Origin of the sequence: Dactylosporangium sp. CS-033363 (genome assembly GCF_050942475.1) — a bacterium.
Taxonomy (GTDB): domain Bacteria; phylum Actinomycetota; class Actinomycetes; order Mycobacteriales; family Micromonosporaceae; genus Dactylosporangium.
In genome coordinates this window covers 6,321,978-6,341,145 of the sequence record NZ_CP192032.1, presented here as the reverse complement: position 1 = coordinate 6,341,145, position 19,168 = coordinate 6,321,978, and the positions used below count along the sequence as shown (strand labels likewise).

Here is a 19,168-nt window from a genome sequence, read left to right as displayed (position 1 = left end):
CTCCAGGAGGCCAGCATGACCAGAGTGCCCGCGGCGCCGAGCATCGCCGGATTACCGCCCTGGCCGCCGGAGTTCGTGGCCCGGTACGTCGCCGAGGGCCACTGGAGCGGCCGCACGCTGTTCGACGCGGTGTACCGCGCGGATCCCGCCGCCACCGCCGTGGTCGACGGCGCCCACCGCCTGACCTACGCCGAGCTGCTCAGCCGGGCCGACGGTGCGGCCGGACGGCTGCTCGCCCTGGGACTGCGGCCGGACGATCGCATCGTGGTGCAGCTGACCAACGGCTGGCCGTTCGTGGTGCTCACCCTCGCGTGCCTGCGCATCGGCGTCGTTCCGGTGATGGCGCTGCCGGCGCACGGGCGGCACGAGCTGACGTTCATCGCGCAGCACGCCGAGGCCCGGGCCGTCGTCGTACCCGGCGGGGGGAAGTACGCCGGCCACCTGGACATCGCGCGCGACGTCGCCGCGGCCGCCCCGACCGTCGAGCACGTGTTCGTCGACGACGTGCAGGGACTGCGCGAGCTGTGCGCGCCCGCCGCCGAACCCCTCGACGCTGCGGCTCCGTCCAGCCGGGACATCGCGCTCATGCTGCTGTCCGGCGGGACGACCGGGCTGCCGAAACTCATCGCCCGCGCGCACGACGACTACGGCTGCTACGTGCGCCGGTTCGGCGAGGTGAACCGGCTCGGCGCGAGCTCGGCGTTCCTGGCCGTGCTGCCGATGGGGCACAGCCTGCCGTTCGGGCTGACCCTGGCCACGCTGCAGCACGGCGGGACGGTCGTGATCGGCGGGTCGCCCGCGCCGGCCAAGGCGTTCGCGGTGATCGAGGCCGAGCGGGTGACGCACACCGCGCTCGTGCCGGCGATCGCGCAGAGCTGGCTTTCGTACCGTACAACGGAAGCGGGACACGACCTGAGCTCGATGCGGCTGCTGCTGGTCGGCGGCGCCCGCCTGCCGGACGAGATCGCCGACCGGTTCGTCCCGGCCCTGACCGCCGCGCTGCAGCAGGGCTACGGCATGGCCGAGGGGCTGGTCTGCCTCACCGACCCCGACGACCCGGCCGACGTCGTCGAGCACACCCAGGGCCGGCCGATCACGAGCGCCGACGAGCTGCGGCTGGTCGACGAGGACGGCCGGGCGCTGACCGACGGCACGCCGGGGGAGCTGCTCACCCGCGGGCCGTGCACGCCGCGCGGCTACTACCGCGCGGATGAGCACAACGAGCGCGCGTTCGTGGACGGATGGCTGCGCACCGGCGACATCGTGCGCATCCGGCCGGACGGCAACATCGTCGTCGAGGGCCGGCAGAAGGACATGATCAACCGCGGCGGCGAGAAGGTGTCGGCCGAGGAGGTCGAGAACTTCGCGTACCAGCTGCCCGGGGTGCGGCTCGCGGCGGCCGTGGCGATGCCCGACCCCGAGCTCGGCGAGCGGGTCTGCCTCTACGTCACCGCCGCCGCCCAGGTGGCCCTCGACGACGTCGTGGCCGTCATGGACCGCGCGGGCGCCGCCCGCTACAAGCTGCCTGAGCGGCTCGTCGTGCTCGACACGCTGCCGGTCACCAACGTCGGCAAGATCGACAAGAAGGCGCTCCGGGCCGACATCGCCGCGCGGCTGGAGCTCGAACTGGACACGAGCGCCACGCTCGCTCGGTGACGCGCGCCGCGGCGCTCACCCGCGGACCCTGCACCCTCCTGCAACGGGGGATCCACCATGCGTGAAGAAGTGTGCCTGGTTCTGGGTGGCAACGGTTTCATCGGCAGCCACGTCGTGGACAAGCTCGCCGCCACCGGGCAGGTCCGGGTGCGCGTGCTCGACCTGTTCGCGCGGCCCGCGCAGTTCGGGTCCTCGCCGATGGTCGAGGAGGTCCAGGGCGACGCGTTCGACCCGGGCGACCTGACCAAGGCGCTGTCCGGTGTGGACTGGGTCGTCGTCACGCTGCCGGCGGCCGGGCCGTTCGCGGCCGACGCGGACCCGTACGCCGACATCGACAACCTGCGCCGCACGATCGAGGTGCTCGAGTGCTGCGCGGTCGCCGGTGCGCGCAAGCTCGCGTTCATCTCCTCCAGCGGCGCGGTGTACGGCCTGCTCGCCGAGCACCGCGCGATGTCCGAGTCCGACGCGCCGCAGCCGGTGTCGCCCTACGGCATCTGCAAGCTCGCCACCGAGCACTATCTGGAGTTCTTCCGGCGCAAGTACGGACAGTCCTATGTGGTGTACCGGCTGTCGAACCCGTACGGACCGCGCCAGCCGGTCAAGCACGGGCAGGGGGTCGTCGCCGCCTTCGTGCGCAGCTACCTCAACGACGAGGGGATCGCCATCCAGGGCGACGGCACCGCGTCCCGCGACTACATCTACGTGGAGGACGCGGCCGCGATGATCGCGACGTCGCTGCGGCGGGAGCACCGGCACGCGGTGTACAACATCGGCAGCGGCGAGCAGACCAGCCTCAACGACATCGTCGCGCTGCTGGAAGGGCTGCTCGAACGCAAGGTGCGGGCCACCTACTCCGACGCGCCGCGCAGCGTCCTGCAGCGCACGTCCATCACCGTGCAGCGCTATCGCGACGAGTTCGGGGAGCCGGCCATCACCGGGTTCGCCGAGGGGTTGCGCAAGACCATCGAGAGCTTCGTCCATTGGGGTCACCGGTGAAGACCATCACGTACATCTTTCCCGTCTACAACAACGCCCCGAGCCTGCGCCCGCTGTACGACGAGATGTGCGCGATGACCGCTCGGATCGCAGCTGACTACGAGCATCGCTTCCTGTTCGTCGACGACGGCAGCCGCGACGAGTCCGGCGCCGTGCTGGCCAAGCTGGCGGCCGACGACCCGGAGCACGTGCGCGTGCTGTCGCTCTCGCGCAACTTCGGCCATCAGGCGGCGGTGAGCGCGGGCATGGCCCGGGCCGAGGGCGACGCGATCGTCATCATGGACGCCGACCTGCAGGACCCGCCGGACGTGTGCCTGGAGCTGATCGCGCGCTGGGAGGAGGGCTTCCAGGTCGTGTACGCCCAGCGCCGCTCCCGCCGCGACAGCCTGTTCAAGCGCGTGACGGCGGTGGCCTTCTACCGCGTGCTGGGGCGGATGTCCACGGTGGACATTCCGCGGGACACGGGGGACTTCCGGCTGGTCGACCGGGTGGTGCTGGACGTGGTCAACGGGATGAAGGAGCACCACCGGTTCCTGCGCGGCATGTACGGCTACGCGGGCTTCCGGCACGCGCCGGTGGCCTTCGACCGGCGGGCGCGGGTGCACGGGCATTCGGAGTACACGCTGCGGCGGCTGGTCGGGTTGGCCCGGGACGGCATCTTCGGGTTCTCGGACCTGCCGCTCAAGGTGGCGGCGCCGCTCGGGCTCGTGGCGACCTCGCTCGCGCTGCTGTTCGGGTTCGCGGCGGTGGTGCTGGCGGTGCTGCCCTCGACGTCGGCGCCGGCCTGGCTGGGGATCATGACGGGGGTGCTGCTGGTGGGCGGGGTGCAGCTGCTCATTCTGGGCATCATCGGGGAGTACATCGCGCGCATTCACGACGAGGTGCGCGGCCGGCCGGCGTACATCGTCGCCGCGGACAGCAACGTCGGCGAGCGCGCATGAAAACCGCGGTGGTGATCGGGGCGAGCATGGGTGGGCTGCTCGCCGCGCGGGCGTTGCACGAGCACTTCGAGCGGGTGGTGATCGTCGAACGGGACCGGCTGCCCGAGTCGCCGTCGAGCCGGCGGTGCGTGCCGCAGGGGCGGCAGCTGCACGTGCTGCTGGCGCGGGGGCGGGAGATCCTGGAGGAGCTGTTCCCGGGGCTGACCGCGCAACTGGCGGGGGAGGGTGCGCCGATCGTCGACCTGCACGGCGAGGTGCACTGGTACAACGACGGCTTCCTGATGCGGCGCGCACCGTCCGACCTGTTCGCGGTGGGGGTGAGCCGGCCGCTGCTCGAACACACCGTGCGCGGGCGGGTCGCGGCGCTGCCCGGGGTCTCGCTGGTCACCGAGCGCGACGTGACCGCGCTGGTCACCGACGGTGCGCGGACGACGGTGACCGGGGTGGTGGTGACGCCGTTGGATGGCGCGGACGGCGCGGACCCGGCGTACCGGATGGCGGCCGACCTGGTCGTCGACGCCGGCGGGCGGGCCTCGCGCAGCCCGCACTGGCTGCGCGAGCTCGGCTACGCGGCGGCGCCCGAGGACGTCGTGCGGGTCGACCTCACCTACGTGACGCGCCTGTACGAGCACACGCCCGAGCACCTCGACGGCATGTCCGGCGTGCTGGCCAACGCGGTGCCGGGCAACCCGCGGGCGGCGATCGCGGCCGCGGTGGAGGGCGGCCGGGTGGCGGTGGCGCTCAACGGGATGCTCGGGCTGCAGCCGCCGACCGACGACGCCGGCATGGCCGAGTTCGCGGACGCGCTCCCGGCGCCGCACTTCGCGCGCATCATCCGCTCGGCCCGGCCGGTCGGGCCGCCGTTCCTGATGCGCTATCCGGGCAGCGTGCGCCGCCGGTACGAGCGGCTGCGCCGGTTCCCGGCCGGCTTCCTGGTCTTCGGCGACGCGCTGTGCAGCTTCAACCCCATCTACGGGCAGGGGATGACGGTGGCCGCGCTGGAGGCCCGGCTGCTCGCGTCGAATCCTCGGATGCCGGCGCGGCGCTTCTTCCGCGCGGCCGCGCGGATCGTCGACGGCCCGTGGTCGATCGCGGTCGGCACCGACCTGCGCTTCCCGGAGGTGAGCGGTCCGCGCAGTGCGCGGGTGCGGTTCGTGAACTGGTTCGTGCACCGGCTGCACGCGGCGGCCACCCGCGACGAGGTGCTGGGCGCGGCGTTCGTCCGGGTGCTCAACCTCGTCCGCCCGCCCACGTCGCTGCTCGCACCGGACATCGTCCGCCGCGTGCTGGCGGCGCGGCCGCTCAGAACGGCAACAGTCCGCGCCGAATCTGCCAGTGCCGGCCGGCCCGCAGGTGGTCGATGATGGCGCGCTGCAGCACGGTGTCCCGCGGCAGCTGGTCGAGCGGCGTGGTCAGGGTGCGGAACACGAACCGCAGCACCTCGACGTCGGCGTCCTGGCCCTCCGGCTCCTCGTACGGCTCCAGCTCGAACCGGCGCTGGAACCGCACGATGTTCGAGTCCTCCGGCAGGTACTCCAGCAGCTGCGGATCGAGCAGCCACGAGCCACAGGAGAACCTCGTGTAGTGCTCGTCCGGGAAGTGCCGCGGGAAGAACGCGCGCGCGGCCGTGAGCGACTCGTCGATCGCCGCCGGGGTGAGCGGCCCCGACTCCTGGATGTGCAGGGCGATCGACGTGCCGCCGCGCTGGTGCTGCAGCCGGCCCAGCTCGTAGATGCCGCCGCGCGCGTGCAGGGTCAGCCAGGCCTGCATGACCGGCCAGCCCTCGCGGTGCATCCGCCGGTCGACGGCCAGGTTGCGGCCCATGTCCGCGAGCGTCGCCCACGACACGTCCGCGGGCACGCCGTGGGCCCGGTGGTACTCCAGCACGACGTCGATCATCGCCAGGTACGCGTACACGTACAGATGCCGCCACGCCGCACCCCGGTCCCGCGGCAGCGCCGGCCCCGGCGGCAGCCAGCCGTGCCCGCCGAGATCGGCCCTGACCAGGGCGATCGAGCGGTCGAGCAGCCAGCGCAGCTCGGGCGTCCACAGCTCGGAACCGGCGTCGGGCCAGCCCGCCATGATCTCGGCGGCGTCGTCGGGCCGGACCGCGATCCGCTCCAGCAGCGCGGGCGCGTCCTCCCTGGCGGGCACCGGCGCCGACGGCCCGTCCCCGGCGAGCCGCCGCACGCGCTCGACCTCCTCGACGGGAACCCCGAGCCGCGCCGCGATGTCGTTGAGATCCACACTGAGACTGTAGTGGTCCCTCGTCAGTGGCCGAAGGTCCGCAGCATGTTGAGCAGGCCGGGGCCGAGGATGATCACGAACATCGCCGGGAAGATGCACAACAGCACCGGCAGAAGGATCTTCACTGGTACCTTCTGCGCCTGCTCCTCCGCCCGCTGCCGGCGCTTCAGGCGGGTCTCGCGGGAGTGCTCGCGCAGCACATCGGCGATCGGGATGCCCAGCTCACCGGACTGCACGAGCGCGGTCAGAAACGTGCGCAGCTCCTTGACGGTCGTTCGCGCGGCCAGTGCGCGCAGTGCCGTCGCCCGCGCGCTGCCGATGCGCATCTCCTGCAGCGTCCTGGTCAGTTCGGCCGCGATCGGCCCGGTCGTGTACGTGGCGACCTGCGCCATCGCCGCGTCCAGGCCCAGCCCCGCCTCGACCCCGATGACCAGCGCGTCGAGCGCGTCGGGCAGGTGCTTGAGCAGCTCCTGCTGGCGCTTCTGGGCCGCGTTGAGCAGCAGTACGTCGACGAGCAGTGCCCCCGCGAGCGCGCCGAGCGGCACGCCCCCGAGCAGTCCGCGGACGCCGAACCAGGCGCCGCCGAAGAACAGCCCGAGGGCGGCACCGGCGCACAGCCCGAGCCCGCGGGCCCGGATCAGCCTGGTCAGCGGCCAGCCGGGCGGGCTGCCGGCGTAGCCGAGCCAGCGCTGGAGCCGTACCGCGGCACGACGACCGGTGATCGCCGGACCGATCGCGCCGAGCGGCCCGTCGGCCAGCCGCCCCGGCATCGATCCGGCCGCGGCCTCGTCGCGGGGCTGCCCGGCGGCCACGGCGGCGGTCCGGGTGAACGGCGTCAGCGCCGCCATCACCCGCTCCCGGGCGGTCGGCGGCAGCCCGATCGCCACGACGAACAGCGCCCCGGACGCGGCGAGAGCGACAAGTGCGAGCAGGGCCGGCACGTCAGACGTCGATCCTGATCACCGCGCGCAGCCACAGCGCGCCGGCCGCGAGCGACACGGCCGAGTAGACGAGCATGACGATCCCGAGCGGCTCGGTGTACAGCGGGCGCACATACTCCGTGCGAAACACGAGCAGCCACGCGCCGACGACGATGGGCAGAGCGAACAGAATCATCGCGGACAGCCGCCCCTCGGCGGACAGCGTCATCACGTGCCGCTGCAACTGCGCACGTTCGCGCATCGTGTCCGTGGTCGTCTGCAACACGTCGGACAGGTTCCCGCCGACCTCGCGCTGGATGCGGATGGCCATGACGAGCCAGATGACGTCGTGGTTCCCGGTACGGTCGGCAAGCCGCTCCAGCGCGTCCTCCAGGTTCCCGCCGAGCCGCGTCTCGTTCAACGCCCGCCGCAGCTCATCGGCCACGACCCCGGACCCCTCGTTGGCCGCGGCGGCGATCGCGTGCTGCAGCGTGAACCCGGACCGCAGCGAACTGACCGCCAGCCGCAACGTCTCGGGCAGATCCTCGGCGAAGGCGGCCTTGCGCCGGGCGACCCGCACGCGCAGGAACACGCCGGGCGCCAGGGCACCGGTGAGCAGTGCGAGCACGACCGCGACGTACCATGGCGAAACGAACAACAGGACCACGAGCACGACCGCCGTCAGCACGAGCCGCGCGGCCACCCACTGCCACTCGGTCCACGGCAGCGCGGCCCGCTCCAGCCGCGCCCTGGTCCGCCCGCGCCAGCCCTGGTTCGGATTGGCGGTGGCCGCCCGCCGCAGCGCCGCCGCGAGCTCCCCGGCCCGGCTCCGCCCGTTGCGGCGTCCCCCGAAGCGGCGCAGCTCGTAGAGGCGGCGCTGCATCGCGGTCCGGAACATGTGCGGCAGCACCGCGCAGGCGCCGAGGAAGATCGCCGCGCCGAGCGCCGCCAGCGCGATCCGCAGCATCATCGGCGGGCCTCCCCGAACGTCGCCGCCGGGACGGTGACCCCGTGCGCGGCGAGCACGTCGAGCACGCGCGGGCGGATGCCGGTCGGGGCGAGCGTGCCGTTGACGCGCCCGCCGGTGTCGCGGCCGCGCGGGTCGAACAGGAACAGGTCCTGCAGGCTGATGATCTCGGCCTCCATGCCCGTGATCTCGCTGATGTGCGTGACCCGGCGGCTGCCGTCGCGCAGCCGGTTGACCTGGATGACCAGATGGACGGCGGACGCGGTCTGCTCGCGGATCGCGCGCAGCGGCAGGTCCATGCCGGCCATCATCACCATCGTCTCCAGCCGCGCGAGCGCGTCGCGCGGGGAGTTCGCGTGCAGCGTGGTGAGCGAACCGTCGTGCCCGGTGTTCATCGCCTGCAACATGTCCAGCGCGGCGCCGTCGCGGACCTCGCCGACCACGATGCGGTCCGGGCGCATGCGCAGCGCGTTGCGCACCAGATCGCGCGTGCTGATCGCGCCGCGGTTCTCGAAGTTCGGCGGCCGCGACTCCAGCCGCACCACGTGCTCCTGGCGCAGCTGCAGCTCGGCCGCGTCCTCCACGGTGACGATCCGCTCGTCGCCGGGCACGAACCCGGACAGCACGTTGAGCATCGTGGTCTTGCCCGATCCGGTGCCGCCGCTGACCACGATGTTCGCGCGGCCGCGCACACAGGCTTCCAGGAATTCGGCGGTACGCGCGGTCAGTGTCCCGAACCGCACCAGGTCCGTCACCGCGAGCGGCTGCACGGCGAACTTGCGGATCGTGAGCGACGACCCGTCCAGCGCGATCGGCGGTACCACCGCGTTCACCCGGCTCCCGTCGGGCAGCCGGGCGTCGACCATCGGGCTCGCCTCGTCGACCCGCCGCCCGACCCGCGAGCAGATCCGGTCGATGATGCGCCGCAGGTGCGCCTCGTCGTCGAACTCGACGTCCGCCGGCAGCAGCCGCCCGGCCCGCTCGACGAACACCGACCGCGGCCCGTTCACCATGATCTCGCTGATGCTCGGGTCGCGCAGCAGCGCCTCGATCGGCCCGTGCCCGAGGATCTCGTCGGTGACCTCCTGCACGATCCGGGCCCGGTCCGCCCCGGCGAGCGGCGTCTCCTCCCGCGCGAGCAGATCGCTGAGCGTCTGGCGCACGCGCTGTTCGAGGTCCTCGGTGGCGTCGGTCTGCCCGCCGTACAACGTCGGCCCGAGAATCTCGGCGAGGGCCCGCTGCAGCCGCGGCCGCACCTCGGCCACCGGATCGACGGCGGTATGGGCGCCGAACCGGCGCCGCTCCACCGGTGGCGGCGGAGGCGTCTCGACGGTGGACGGCTCCCCGCCCGGCGGCGCGGACGGCCACGCCCCGGTGCCGGTGCTCGTCTTCTGCGCGATCCGATCAGAGAGCGACACAACGACCTCCCCGCTCTCTTCGCGCGGCGATCATCGTCACGACGGCCTCCGGAACGGCATCGTGAACACCGAGCGGCGCTGGCGGTCCGGTTCGCGGTCGATGCCGGCGCAGCGGTCGGCCAGCCCGCGCACCGCACGGCTCACCGGGTGGGTCGGCGCCTCCAGGATCAGCGGCGTGCCCCGGTTGACCGAGGTCGGCACGTCCCGCGACGACGGCATGTGCGTCGACAGCGGCGCCCCCACCGCCTCCTCGACGTCCTCGATGCTCAGACCGACCTGCGAATCCGCGCGGTTGAACAGGATCAGCCGCTGCTCGGGCGGGTAGTTGAGCAGGTCGAACATCTCCACCGTGAGCCGGACGCTCTTGAGCGTGGGCAGGTCCGGGGTGACGACCAGGATGTACCAGTCCGAACGGTCGAGCGCGGCGAGCACCTGCTCGGTCACGGCCGAGGACGTGTCGATGACGATGAAGTCGTAGAGCGGCCGCGCGGTGGTGAGCAGTTCGGTCACCAGGTCCCGGCTCACCTGGTCGGCCGCGGCCGGGTTGCCCGGGGCGAGCAGCGTGTCGCAGCCGGGCAGGTAGTGCGTGATGAGCGACCGCAACCCGGGCTCGTCCAGCCGTCCCGCCATCGGCACCGCGTCGGCGATCCCGCGCGCCGGGGCCAGCTTGAGCATGATGGCCACGTCGCCGAACTGCAGGTCCAGGTCGATGAGCAGCACCCGGCGGCTGCCCCCGGCGGCCAGCGCGACGGCGAGGTTGGTGGCCACGACGCTCTTGCCGCAGCCGCCCTTGCCCGCGAAGACGGTGATCACCTTCGCGTTGCTGTCGGCCGGCCGGACCGGGCGCACGGTGCTCTGCATCGCCTTGCCCACGTCCGTCGCCCGCAGGCAGGCGGCGCGGATCTCGGCCACGTCGTCGCGCACGACATCGCGCACACCCGCGCGCAAGGCGCCCTGCAACAGGGCGTTCGTGACCCGTGTGCGAACGAGCACGACGCTCAGTTCGGGTCGCTGCACGCGCTGGTACGCCGCGAACGCCAGCGCCTCGTCGAGGTCGATGGTCGCCGTCAGCACGACCAGGATCGTGTCCGGGTTCGCGGCGAGGTACCGCTGCAGCTCCTCCATGTCCACGGCGGTCGCGTAGCCGGCCTTGCGCAGTTCGTCCGCGTACGCGGCGCGCTTGGCGGGATCGGGTTCGACAACGATGCGCACAGTCGTCCCTCACCGGTACATGTGATCGGTGTCGATGCCGGCCCCGGGCGTGACCGTGGTGCGCGGGCTGAGCAGCGCGGCGTACAACGTGCCGGTCCCGGTCGCGAGAACCAGCCGCTGCGCGTCCTCCTGCCGCACCGACAGGGTGAGCAGCACCGTCTCGTCGGCCGAGCCGAAGTCGAGCCCCCGGCTGGTGCTGCTGCCGCTGGTGCTCTCGGGCCGCACGCCGACCGCCAGCACCCGCACCCGGTCGAGCAGCACCCGGGTCCACTCGCCGTTCGGGGACGGGGACTCGCCGCCGCCCGAGCCCATGTCCGAGAAGAACACGGTCACGTCGGCGCCGGCGGTGACATAGTTCGCGACCGCACCCTCGAGCCGGACCGGCACGCTCACCGCGAGCATCCCGTCGGGCACCGTGAGCCCGCCGCTCACCGTGCTCGCCCGGTCGAACATGCCGCGCAGGAGCAGCTGTCCACGCTCGATGGGCGCGGTGAGCACCAGCGCCGCCAGGTTCTCATCGATCGATTCCAGGGCATTCTCCGGTACCGTCGACGCCGGCATCACCACCAGCTCGATGTCCCCGTCGTCGCGCAGCCGCGCGGCCGTCGTCCCGGCCGGCACCCGTTTCGCGGCGACGTACACGCGCACCGGCTCCCGCCCGGCCACCGCGCGCGCGTCCGCGCCGCGCACGTACGCGGCCATGAGCACAACGCTCAGACACGCCAGCGCGAATGCCGCGATCGCGAGCAGCAGCCGTCGTCGCATGGATTCCTCTCGGTTCTGTTCAGCCGGTCCGGGCGATCGCCTCGACGCCGTAGTCGGTGGTGGTTGTGGCCGGCATCGCCTTGGCGTTGACGGGGATCAGCGCCTTGGTGAAGTACCCGTAGACGCAATCCGTGAGGACGCAACGCAACAGTGGCGGAATGGTTGCCGACTGCTGAGCCGGGTAGCCGGTGAGCAGGTAGCCGGTGACGACGAACGCCGCGAGTCCGACCACCTGATAGGAGGTACTCAGCAGGGCGGCCTGGTAGACGGGAATCAGCAGCGGGGTGCGCTTCGCGATGGCATTCGACATCGCCGTGACACATGCGGCGCTGTTGCCGGTCCGGACCACGCTCCGGCCGATCGCCACGTCGTTGCGCAGGCAACCGCTGGTCGCGGTGAACCAGGCGAACCCGCCCTCGCCGAGGACGCTGCAGGCGCCGGACAGGACGCTGTACGCCCGGATCGTCGTGTCGGGTCCGGTCCCGGTGGACGGAATCCCCTTCACCGGGGCGACCGCACCGGTGGTGGTGTCGACGTGCGCGGCGGTGGGCGCGACCGGCTGGTACGGGGTGCCGCCGTTGACGATGCTGGTGAAGCTGCAGGAGTCGATGCCGAACGCCATGACCGCCGGGGCCTGACCGGCCGGGCTCCACTCCACCCGCGAGCAGGTGGCGGGGGAGGCGGGCCTGGCCTTGATCGCACCGGCGAAGTAGGTCGGGGCGGTGGATGCGCCGTTGCTGTTCAGCGTCGTGGTCGTCGCGCGCACGAAGCTGCGCGCCGTCGGATCGGTGCCCATGCACGAGCGCAGGTTGCTGGTCGAGCGCGCGGCCATCGCGCCGCAGGTGGACACGGCCGGGGCGGACGAGCCGCACACCTGCAGGCCGGACTTGTTGTCGCGGGCGTTGCCGTTGGCGAGCGCGGTACCCGCCGCGAGTTTCTGCGCGTCCGTGCAGCCGCTGTTGGCGATGCAGTACTGCGCGGCCGCCCACGACGCCGCGTCGGCGCCGCCGGTCAGCTGCTCGCGCTCGTCGTACGCCGCGCCCACGTCGACGACCAGCGCCGCCGCGCCGAGCAGGACGCCGGCCGAGAGCAGCATCGCGAAGATCGTGACGACCGCGCCCCGGTCGTCGCTCAGCCGACGCATGTCATGACCCCGGTCGCGGTCATCTGGTTCCAGCTGATCGTGCCGCCGAAGAGCTTGACGATGTTGCCGATCGGGGTGACCGACGTGTACGTGGCGGTGAGCACGACCTTTGCCGACGATGGCGTGGCGCCCGTCTGGCACTGCGTCAGCGCCATCGTGTAGGCGAAGCGGCTGTTGACCACGTTGGTGACCTGCTGGCTCGCGCTGGCCCCGACCGCCTCGGCACGGGCGCCCTCGCGGGCGGCCTCGGTCAGGATGAGCCGCTGGTTGTACGCGCGGCCGAAGTCGATGATGCCGAAGATGATCAGCAGCAGCACGGGCAGCACGATGGCCAGCTCGACGGCCGCGGCGCCTCGCTCGTCGCGTGATTGCGCGCGTACCGTCGCCGCCCCGTGCCTGTTGCCGGGTTTCGGCAACAAGCCGACGCCGCCCCAGCGACCGGACTCGTGGTCCGGCCGGCCGGGGCGGCGCGGTGTCGTCATCTCGATGCGGCCCGGGTGTCAGATCCCCGTCGTGATGTTCGTGAAGATCGTCTGCAGCTTCGTGCCGAGGGTCGTGACCACGCCGACGATGACGAGCGCGATCAGGGCGACCAGCAGGCCGTACTCGACGGCGGTGGCTCCCTTCTCGTTCCTGTCGCCGGCGCGCACCGCGGCCATACGGGCGGCCAGTCGCATGCCCCACTCGTTGAACATCCTTGCTCCCCTCGACGCCGTAACCCCGTCCGTGGCCGGTCGCACAGAGTATCGGCACAACTACCCGTAGTATTAGGAGTGTGCTGGGGCATCGTAGTGAGCCGGCCGAGCGCGTCGGGGAGCTCCTGCGGGAGGCGCGGCGGGCCCTCGGCCTCAGCCTGGCTGTCATCACGCGCATGGACGGCACGACCCAGCACATCGAGGTGGTCGAGCCGCGGCTGCCGGTCCTGCTGCGCGACAATCGTCTGGCCTTTCCGCAGGAGAAGACCATCTGCCAGGCGATCCTCGACGGCAAGCTGCCGGCGGTCATCCCCGACATGCGCGCGATCCCCGAGGCGATGGCCATGGCCGCGGTGCGCAAACTGCGCGTTCGCGCGTTCGTCTCGGTCCCGATCCGCCTCTCCGACGGCACGTTCTACGGCACCCTGTGCGCGGCCGGCTTCCGCCCCGTCGCCCGCCTCGGGGCCGAGGAGGAACATCTGATGCACGAGCTGGCCGACGCCACCGCCGCCATCATCGAGCCCGGCGCCCACGAGCGCATGGCCGACGAGGCGATCCGCGCGCGCATCGAGGCCGCGACCGGCGCGGACGCCCGGCTGCTGCTCGACCCGGTGGTCCACCTGGAGAGCCGCCGCCGCGTCGGCGCGTGCGCGTCCGCCCTCGACACCGACCGGCCGGAGCCCCTGGAGCCGCTGCTCGTCTCGGCGCGCGGCCTGGGCGAGCAGCACCGCGTGGAGATGCACACGCTGCGCAAGGTGGCCGAGGCCCTGCCCCGCACCGCCGGCTACGTCGCCGTCCCGGTGGGCGCGGCAACCTTGCTGCACCGCCCGTACACCCGGATGCTCGCCGACCTCCCGCTCGGCCGGATCGTGCTCGAATGCTCGGCCGACGACCCCGCCGACGACCCCGACAAGCTGGCCGACGTGCTCGAACCCCTGCGCGCGGCCGGCCTGCGCGTGACGATCGACGACGCCGAGCTCCGCTACCTGCACCCCGAGCTGGTCAAACTCCCGTCCCCGGCGGCGGCCGCCCAGGACGCGCTGGTCGAGCCGGGCCCGGTCCGCCCGCGCCTGGTCGCCGCCGGCGTGGACACCGAGGCCGACGCGGTGGCGCTCCCGGCCCTGGGCGTCCAGCGCGGCCAGGGCCGCCTCTTCGGCCCGCCCGTCCCGGCCGACCTCCTGCGCGACCTGTACTGACGCCGCGCCGAGCGTCGCGCGCGACTGCGCACGTGTTGCGCCGAGCGTCGCGCGCGACTGCGCACGTGTTGCGCCGAGCGTCGCGCGCGACTGCGCACGTGTTGCGCTGAGCGTGGCGCGCGACTGCGCACGTGTTGCGCTGAGCGTGGCGCGCGACTGCGCACGTGTTGCGCTGAGCGTCGCGCGCAACGGCGCCGGGCGTTGAGGATGCGATTCTGACAGGAACCTGCCAGAATCGGCGGCGTGGCGATGGATTGGCAGGGCTGGCTGCGGCGGTGGGACGCGCAGCAGGAGGGGTACGTCCCCGAGCGGGAGGCCCGCTTCACGGCCATGTTCGACGTCCTCGAGGCGCTGCTGCCGCCGGAGTTCGTGGCGCTCGACCTCGCGTGCGGGCCGGGCTCGATCAGTCAGCGGCTGCTCGCCCGCTTTCCCGGCGCGCGGGCGATCGCCGTGGACATGGACCCGGTGATGCTCGCGGTCGGTGCGGGCGCGCTCGGCGACGCCGGCGGGCGGCTGCGCTGGGTCGAGGCCGACCTGTCCGAGCCGGACTGGCCCGCCGAGCTGGGGGAGACCCGGGTCGACGCGGTGCTGAGCAGCACCGCGCTGCACTGGTTGTGGCCCGATGACCTGGCCCGCGTGTACCGCGACCTCGCCGCCCTCCTCCCGCCCGGCGGGGTGGTGCTGAACGCCGACCACCTGGCGTACGGAGCGGAGTCCCCGACGGTCGCGGGGCTGAGCGATCGCGCACTGGACGCGCAGTGGACGGACGAGGCCTTCGCCGCGCGCGGGCTGGAGACGGCCGAGCAGTGGTGGGCGTCGTTCGAGCGGGAGCCGGAGGCCGGGCCGCTCATGGCGCGGCGGGCCGAACGGTACGCGGGGAAGCGCCGCCAGGACACGCCACCCGACCTCGCCGCGCACGTGGCCGCCCTGCGCGCCGCCGGGTTCGCCGAGGTGGAGACCGTCTGGCAGGTGCTCTCCGACCGGGTACTGCTCGCCGTGCGCTGAGGCTCGCCGTGCGCTGAGGCTCGCCGTGCGCGGAGGCTCGCCGTGCGCGGATGGTCAGTCGTGGTCCATCGCGGTGGCCAGGTCGACGCCCTCGATGCGCGCTTCGATCATCTCCTGGAAGCGCGGGCAGGCCTGGTAGTCGCGGTGGCGGCAGCGCAGGCCGTGTTCGAGCATCTTCTCGGACAGCGCCAGTTGCGCGATGCGCGCGCGAACCTGCGCGAGTTGGGCGCGCATGACCGCCCGGCGCTCATCGCGATCGGCCGCCGCGAACAGTTCGCGCAGCTGTTCCAGGCTGAACCCGGCGTCCTTCCCGATCAGGATCTCGGCCACGCGGGCGACGTGCTCCTGCCCGTAGACCCGGCGGGCGGCAACCCTCCGGGACGGAGTCAGCAGGCCCTCGTCCTCCCAGTGCCGCAGCACGTGCGTGGCGAGGCCGAACCGGGCCGCCAGCTCCCCGATCGCATACTCCATAACCACTCCTCGACTCCGAACGCGGTTGGGTTGACTTCAGGTTCACCTGAAGTCGCACACTCCCAAGCATGCCTGCCACGCACTCCGCGCACACGGACACGGACACGCTCATCCGCCAGCTCGACGCCGCCGAAAACGCACCGGACGCGGTGGCCATTCGGGCGCGAAGCTACCAACTCCTGACGCTCGAACCCGATGTGACGGTCGTCGACGTCGGCTGCGGAACCGGGCGCGCAGTGGAAGAACTCGCGCAGCACGCCGGCCGTGCGGTCGGCGTCGATCTGGACCCCTCGATGCTCGGCGTTGCGCGTGCCCGCTACGCGCACCTGGACTTCCGCGAGGCCGACGCCGACCGGTTGCCGTTCGAGGACGGTGCGGTGCACGGGTACCGCGCCGACAAGGTGTTCCACATGCTCCCCGACCCCGCGGCGGCGCTCACCGAGGCCCGCCGCGTCCTCGCACCAGGCGGCCGCATCGTGCTCATCGGCCAGGACTGGGACACCATCGTCATAGACTCCGACGACGCCGACCTGACATGGCGGATCGTGCACGCTCGCGCAGCCACGATCCCGCACCCGCGCATCGCCCGCGCATACCGCACGCTCCTGCTGGACGCCGGCTTCCGCGACGCCACGCTGGAGGTGCACACGCTGCTCCTCGACGGCGACACGGCCTGCGCGATGCTGCTCGGCCACGCCGGCATCGCGCAGACGACCGGGGCGATCACCGCGGACGAGCATCGGCGCTGGACGAGCGAACAGCGCGAACGTGCCGGGAACGGACGCCTGACGCTGGCCGTCCCCATGTTCGTCGCCGCCGCGACCGCCTAACGCGAGAAGACGAGCAGCGAGTTCGTCTCGTACTGCGGGCCCTCGTCCAGCGAAGGCAGTGCCGCCTCGATCGCGGCGAAGCCCGCCGCGGCCGCCGAGGCGTCCATCAGCTCGAACGCCGACACCGCGCGCATCCGGAGCTTCGCCGCGTCCTCGGCCAGGCTGGCCGACCGTTCCCACCGGACCGACTCCCGCGCGGTCAGCGCGAACCCGGCGCCGGCGAAGTCGGCAAGCACCGAGTCGAACGTGCCGAACTGCGCGCGGTCCACCTCGCGCCACGCCGGGACGACCCGGAACCACCAGACGTCCGGCATCAAATCGGCGAAGTTGGCCTGCACGAACAGCCGGCCGCCCGGGCGCACGACCCGCAACAGTTCGCGGGCGGCTGCGGCGTGGTCCCGCACGTGGTGCCACACGAAGAACACCAGCGCCGCGTCGACCGAGGCGTCCGGCAGCGGAATCCGCTCCCCGGAACCCTCCAGGTACGTGACGGCCTCGTGCGCCACCGCCTGCTCCCGCATCCGTGCGGACGGCTCCACGCCGTACACCGGCCCGCCGAAGGCCGAGGCCAGCGCCGGTGTCATCCGGCCCGTCCCCGAGCCGAGGTCGAGCCACACCAGCGGCCGGGTGGCCGGCAGGTGCGCCGCGAACGTGTCCATCCACGTGCGTTGCGCCGAAGCGGACATCTGGCGGCCCGCGGCGTACACGCCGTGCAGGCGGGCGTCGTAGTCGACCTTCTCCATGGTCGCCAGAGTAGCTAGGCTCGACGGGTGCCAGAACCCCTCCGCGACCGGTTGCGGGAGCAGCTCGCGTCCGCGCGCCCCGAGGCGCTGCGTGACGAGCTGATCGCCGAGCTCGACCAGGGCGCTGCGGTGAACTCGTGGAGGCTGGGCATCGACGCCGACCGGGCCCGCGAGCAGCTCCGGATGCACGAGATCCTCGAAGGCGGTCCGGAAGCCACATCAGCCCTGCGGACCGAGGGCCGCTTCGGCGTCGTGGAGGTGCCCACCGCCGCGTTCCGGTACGCCGCGATCCTGCCCAGCGACGGCCGCCCGGTCGTCGTGCGCCGGCCGCCGCGGCGCCAGGCCGGGCCCGAGCGGCCCGGCTGGACGTTCGCGGCCGCCCGCCGGCGCCCCGACTTCACGTGTGGGATAGCCGCGGACGACAGCGAGCACGCCGTGTCCGGGGCCACCACGCTGTGCGGCCTGCCGGTGGAAGAGGTCGGCCTGGTCCTGAGCCACTTCCACCCGCGGCGCGACAAGGCCTGCCCGAGCTGCGCGGACGAGGCCGCCGCCGCGCCGAGTGTGCCGTGCGGGCAGGAGCGGCTGCACGCCATCATCGCCGAAGCCGAGCCGGGGCCGCTGCGCGACGACCTCCGCGCGGCCCTCGAACGCGGCGCCGAGATCACGCTGTGGATCTCCGGGACCGACCTGCACAAGCAGTACGCGGAGCTCGACCAGCTCGACGAGAACCGCGCCGCGGTCGAGGCCGCGCTCGCGAGCGGTGTCCACGCCGGCGTCGCGCACGTGCTGCACGGGCCGTGGCGGTCCACCGTCGTGCTGCGCGAGAACCATCCACCACTGATCGGCCGGGGAACGACGACATGAGTTTGCTCTGGGAGCAGCACTGCTGCCTGCCGCTGAACAATCGCGCCGAGATCGGCGAGCTGGCCCGCTACCAACGGCCGGGCGGCAGCTACGTCTCCGTCAACGTCGGGTTCGCGCCGCACAGCTACGAGCTCGTCCGCGGCCTGATCGACCACTGGACCCGGAAGATTCTCGCCGACGAGCGGCTGACGACCGCGCGCACCATCGCGGACGTCGACGCGGCCGAGGCGAACAACGGCGTCACCGTCGCGTACGACCTGGAGGACTCCGGGCCGCTCGAAGGCCGGCTCGAACGCGTCCAGGAGTTCTACGACCTCGGCGTGCGCACGATGCTGCCCACCTACAACAACCGCAACGCCGCCGGCTGCGGCTGCCTGGATGAACACGACGACGGGCTCAGCGACTACGGCCGGGCCCTGGTGCGGGAGATGAACGCGGTCGGCATGGTCGTCGACGGCTCGCACTGCAGCACCCGCACCGGCCTGGACCTGTGCGCGGTGTCCGAGCAGCCGGTCATCTACAGCCACTCCTGCATGCGCTCGGTCTGGGACCACCCGCGCAACATCACCGACGAGCAGGCCCGGGAGTGCGCGGCGACCGGCGGGGTCGTCGGCATCACCGGGGTCGGGATCTTCCTCGGCGAGAACGACGCCTCCCTCGACGCGCTCGTGCGGCACGTCGACCACGCCGTGGAGCTGGTCGGGCCCGAGCACGTGGGGATGGCCACCGACTACTCGTTCGACCTCGCGGACCTGCAGGACGAGATGCGCAAGAGCCCGGAGCTGTTCCCCGAGGTGTACACCCGCTGGGGGCCGGTCGAGTTCGTGCCGCCGGAGGGGCTGCTCGCCGTGGACGGCAAGCTGCGCGAGCGCGGATATCCGCAGGACGCGATCGACGCGATCCTGGGCGGCAACTTCCGCAGGGTCGCCGCAACCGTCTGGAAATGACCACCCCCGAAGTCACACTCCGCTTGCGCTTGGGGACCGCTCGCAGCTCGTAGCATTCGGTTCGTTCCTGAAACATTTCCGCCGGCACGCCGTCACGCTGCCCGGCGATGGCCTCGTGCGCCCGTCGCGCCGCACAGCCGACCGAACCGGA

Annotated in this window: 20 protein-coding genes; 9 read left to right on the top strand and 11 right to left on the bottom strand. The window is 72.6% G+C overall.

The window, feature by feature from the left end; translation table 11 throughout:
- The first annotated feature begins 15 nt into the window (after positions 1-15).
- From ACQPZ4_RS29400 to ACQPZ4_RS29385, 4 genes are read left to right on the top strand one after another with little or no spacing between them, the layout of a single operon-like run.
- Positions 16-1,656 (top strand): (2,3-dihydroxybenzoyl)adenylate synthase, encoded by a 1,641-nt coding sequence (locus tag ACQPZ4_RS29400; RefSeq protein ID WP_433042231.1) that lies wholly within the window; start codon positions 16-18, stop codon positions 1,654-1,656.
- A 57-nt stretch (positions 1,657-1,713) separates the two neighbouring features.
- Positions 1,714-2,652 carry an NAD-dependent epimerase/dehydratase family protein gene (locus tag ACQPZ4_RS29395; RefSeq protein WP_433042228.1) on the top strand — a complete coding sequence of 313 codons (939 nt, stop codon included), beginning with the start codon at positions 1,714-1,716 and terminating at the stop codon, positions 2,650-2,652.
- On the top strand, positions 2,649-3,593 hold the full coding sequence (locus ACQPZ4_RS29390; RefSeq protein ID WP_433042225.1) for a glycosyltransferase family 2 protein: 945 nt from the start codon (positions 2,649-2,651) through the stop codon (positions 3,591-3,593). Before ACQPZ4_RS29395 ends, ACQPZ4_RS29390 begins: the two co-directional genes overlap by 4 nt.
- Complete coding sequence (locus ACQPZ4_RS29385) at positions 3,590-4,957, top strand: FAD-dependent oxidoreductase (RefSeq protein ID WP_433042222.1); 1,368 nt, start codon at positions 3,590-3,592, stop codon at positions 4,955-4,957. Before ACQPZ4_RS29390 ends, ACQPZ4_RS29385 begins: the two co-directional genes overlap by 4 nt.
- Here ACQPZ4_RS29385 and ACQPZ4_RS29380 read toward each other — a convergent pair.
- The 9 genes from ACQPZ4_RS29380 to ACQPZ4_RS29340 are packed head-to-tail and all read right to left on the bottom strand — an operon-like array spanning position 4,896 to position 12,961.
- A complete protein-coding gene (locus tag ACQPZ4_RS29380) occupies positions 4,896-5,840 on the bottom strand; it encodes an acyltransferase domain-containing protein (protein WP_433042219.1) in 945 nt (314 codons plus the stop codon). The two genes, ACQPZ4_RS29385 and ACQPZ4_RS29380, sit on opposite strands and share 62 nt — an antisense overlap.
- A gap of 23 nt (positions 5,841-5,863) precedes the next feature.
- Positions 5,864-6,781, bottom strand: a complete 918-nt coding sequence (locus tag ACQPZ4_RS29375; RefSeq protein WP_433042216.1) for a type II secretion system F family protein — start codon at positions 6,779-6,781, stop codon at positions 5,864-5,866.
- A gap of 1 nt (position 6,782) precedes the next feature.
- Entirely contained in the window at positions 6,783-7,730 is a 948-nt protein-coding gene (locus ACQPZ4_RS29370) for a type II secretion system F family protein (RefSeq protein ID WP_433042214.1), read from the bottom strand.
- A complete protein-coding gene (locus ACQPZ4_RS29365) occupies positions 7,727-9,145 on the bottom strand; it encodes a CpaF family protein (RefSeq protein WP_433042212.1) in 1,419 nt (472 codons plus the stop codon). Before ACQPZ4_RS29365 ends, ACQPZ4_RS29370 begins: the two co-directional genes overlap by 4 nt.
- A 36-nt stretch (positions 9,146-9,181) precedes the next feature.
- Entirely contained in the window at positions 9,182-10,357 is a 1,176-nt protein-coding gene (locus ACQPZ4_RS29360) for an AAA family ATPase (RefSeq protein WP_433042210.1), read from the bottom strand.
- 9 nt (positions 10,358-10,366) lie between these two features.
- On the bottom strand, positions 10,367-11,122 hold the full coding sequence (gene cpaB, locus ACQPZ4_RS29355; protein WP_433042208.1) for a Flp pilus assembly protein CpaB: 756 nt from the start codon (positions 11,120-11,122) through the stop codon (positions 10,367-10,369).
- 19 nt (positions 11,123-11,141) lie between these two features.
- On the bottom strand, positions 11,142-12,266 hold the full coding sequence (locus ACQPZ4_RS29350) for a pilus assembly protein TadG-related protein (RefSeq protein WP_433042205.1): 1,125 nt from the start codon (positions 12,264-12,266) through the stop codon (positions 11,142-11,144).
- Positions 12,254-12,748 (bottom strand): TadE/TadG family type IV pilus assembly protein, encoded by a 495-nt coding sequence (locus ACQPZ4_RS29345; protein WP_433042203.1) that lies wholly within the window; start codon positions 12,746-12,748, stop codon positions 12,254-12,256. The genes ACQPZ4_RS29350 and ACQPZ4_RS29345 overlap by 13 nt, the downstream gene beginning before the upstream one ends.
- An 18-nt stretch (positions 12,749-12,766) precedes the next feature.
- Positions 12,767-12,961 (bottom strand): Flp family type IVb pilin, encoded by a 195-nt coding sequence (locus tag ACQPZ4_RS29340; protein WP_433042201.1) that lies wholly within the window; start codon positions 12,959-12,961, stop codon positions 12,767-12,769.
- A gap of 80 nt (positions 12,962-13,041) precedes the next feature.
- Between ACQPZ4_RS29340 and ACQPZ4_RS29335 the strand changes: the two genes are divergently transcribed.
- Together ACQPZ4_RS29335 and ACQPZ4_RS29330 are read left to right on the top strand one after the other, a co-directional pair.
- Positions 13,042-14,157, top strand: coding sequence for a GAF domain-containing protein (locus ACQPZ4_RS29335; RefSeq protein ID WP_433042199.1), 1,116 nt, complete (start codon positions 13,042-13,044; stop codon positions 14,155-14,157).
- Positions 14,158-14,406: 249 nt separating this feature from the next.
- Positions 14,407-15,162, top strand: coding sequence for a class I SAM-dependent methyltransferase (locus ACQPZ4_RS29330; RefSeq protein WP_433066709.1), 756 nt, complete (start codon positions 14,407-14,409; stop codon positions 15,160-15,162).
- Between the two features lie 54 nt (positions 15,163-15,216).
- Here the strand turns inward: ACQPZ4_RS29330 and ACQPZ4_RS29325 are convergent, their stop codons facing one another.
- On the bottom strand, positions 15,217-15,633 hold the full coding sequence (locus ACQPZ4_RS29325) for a MerR family transcriptional regulator (RefSeq protein WP_433042196.1): 417 nt from the start codon (positions 15,631-15,633) through the stop codon (positions 15,217-15,219).
- Positions 15,634-15,701: 68 nt separating this feature from the next.
- Between ACQPZ4_RS29325 and ACQPZ4_RS29320 the strand changes: the two genes are divergently transcribed.
- On the top strand, positions 15,702-16,463 hold the full coding sequence (locus ACQPZ4_RS29320) for a methyltransferase domain-containing protein (protein WP_433042193.1): 762 nt from the start codon (positions 15,702-15,704) through the stop codon (positions 16,461-16,463).
- Here ACQPZ4_RS29320 and ACQPZ4_RS29315 read toward each other — a convergent pair.
- Positions 16,460-17,206, bottom strand: a complete 747-nt coding sequence (locus ACQPZ4_RS29315) for a methyltransferase domain-containing protein (protein WP_433042190.1) — start codon at positions 17,204-17,206, stop codon at positions 16,460-16,462. The genes ACQPZ4_RS29320 and ACQPZ4_RS29315 overlap by 4 nt on opposite strands.
- A gap of 27 nt (positions 17,207-17,233) precedes the next feature.
- Between ACQPZ4_RS29315 and ACQPZ4_RS29310 the strand changes: the two genes are divergently transcribed.
- Positions 17,234-18,070: a hypothetical protein gene (locus ACQPZ4_RS29310; protein WP_433042187.1), complete on the top strand. Its 837-nt coding sequence runs from the start codon at positions 17,234-17,236 to the stop codon at positions 18,068-18,070.
- Positions 18,067-19,017, top strand: coding sequence for a dipeptidase (locus ACQPZ4_RS29305; RefSeq protein WP_433042184.1), 951 nt, complete (start codon positions 18,067-18,069; stop codon positions 19,015-19,017). The genes ACQPZ4_RS29310 and ACQPZ4_RS29305 overlap by 4 nt, the downstream gene beginning before the upstream one ends.
- The last annotated feature ends 151 nt before the right edge of the window (positions 19,018-19,168 follow it).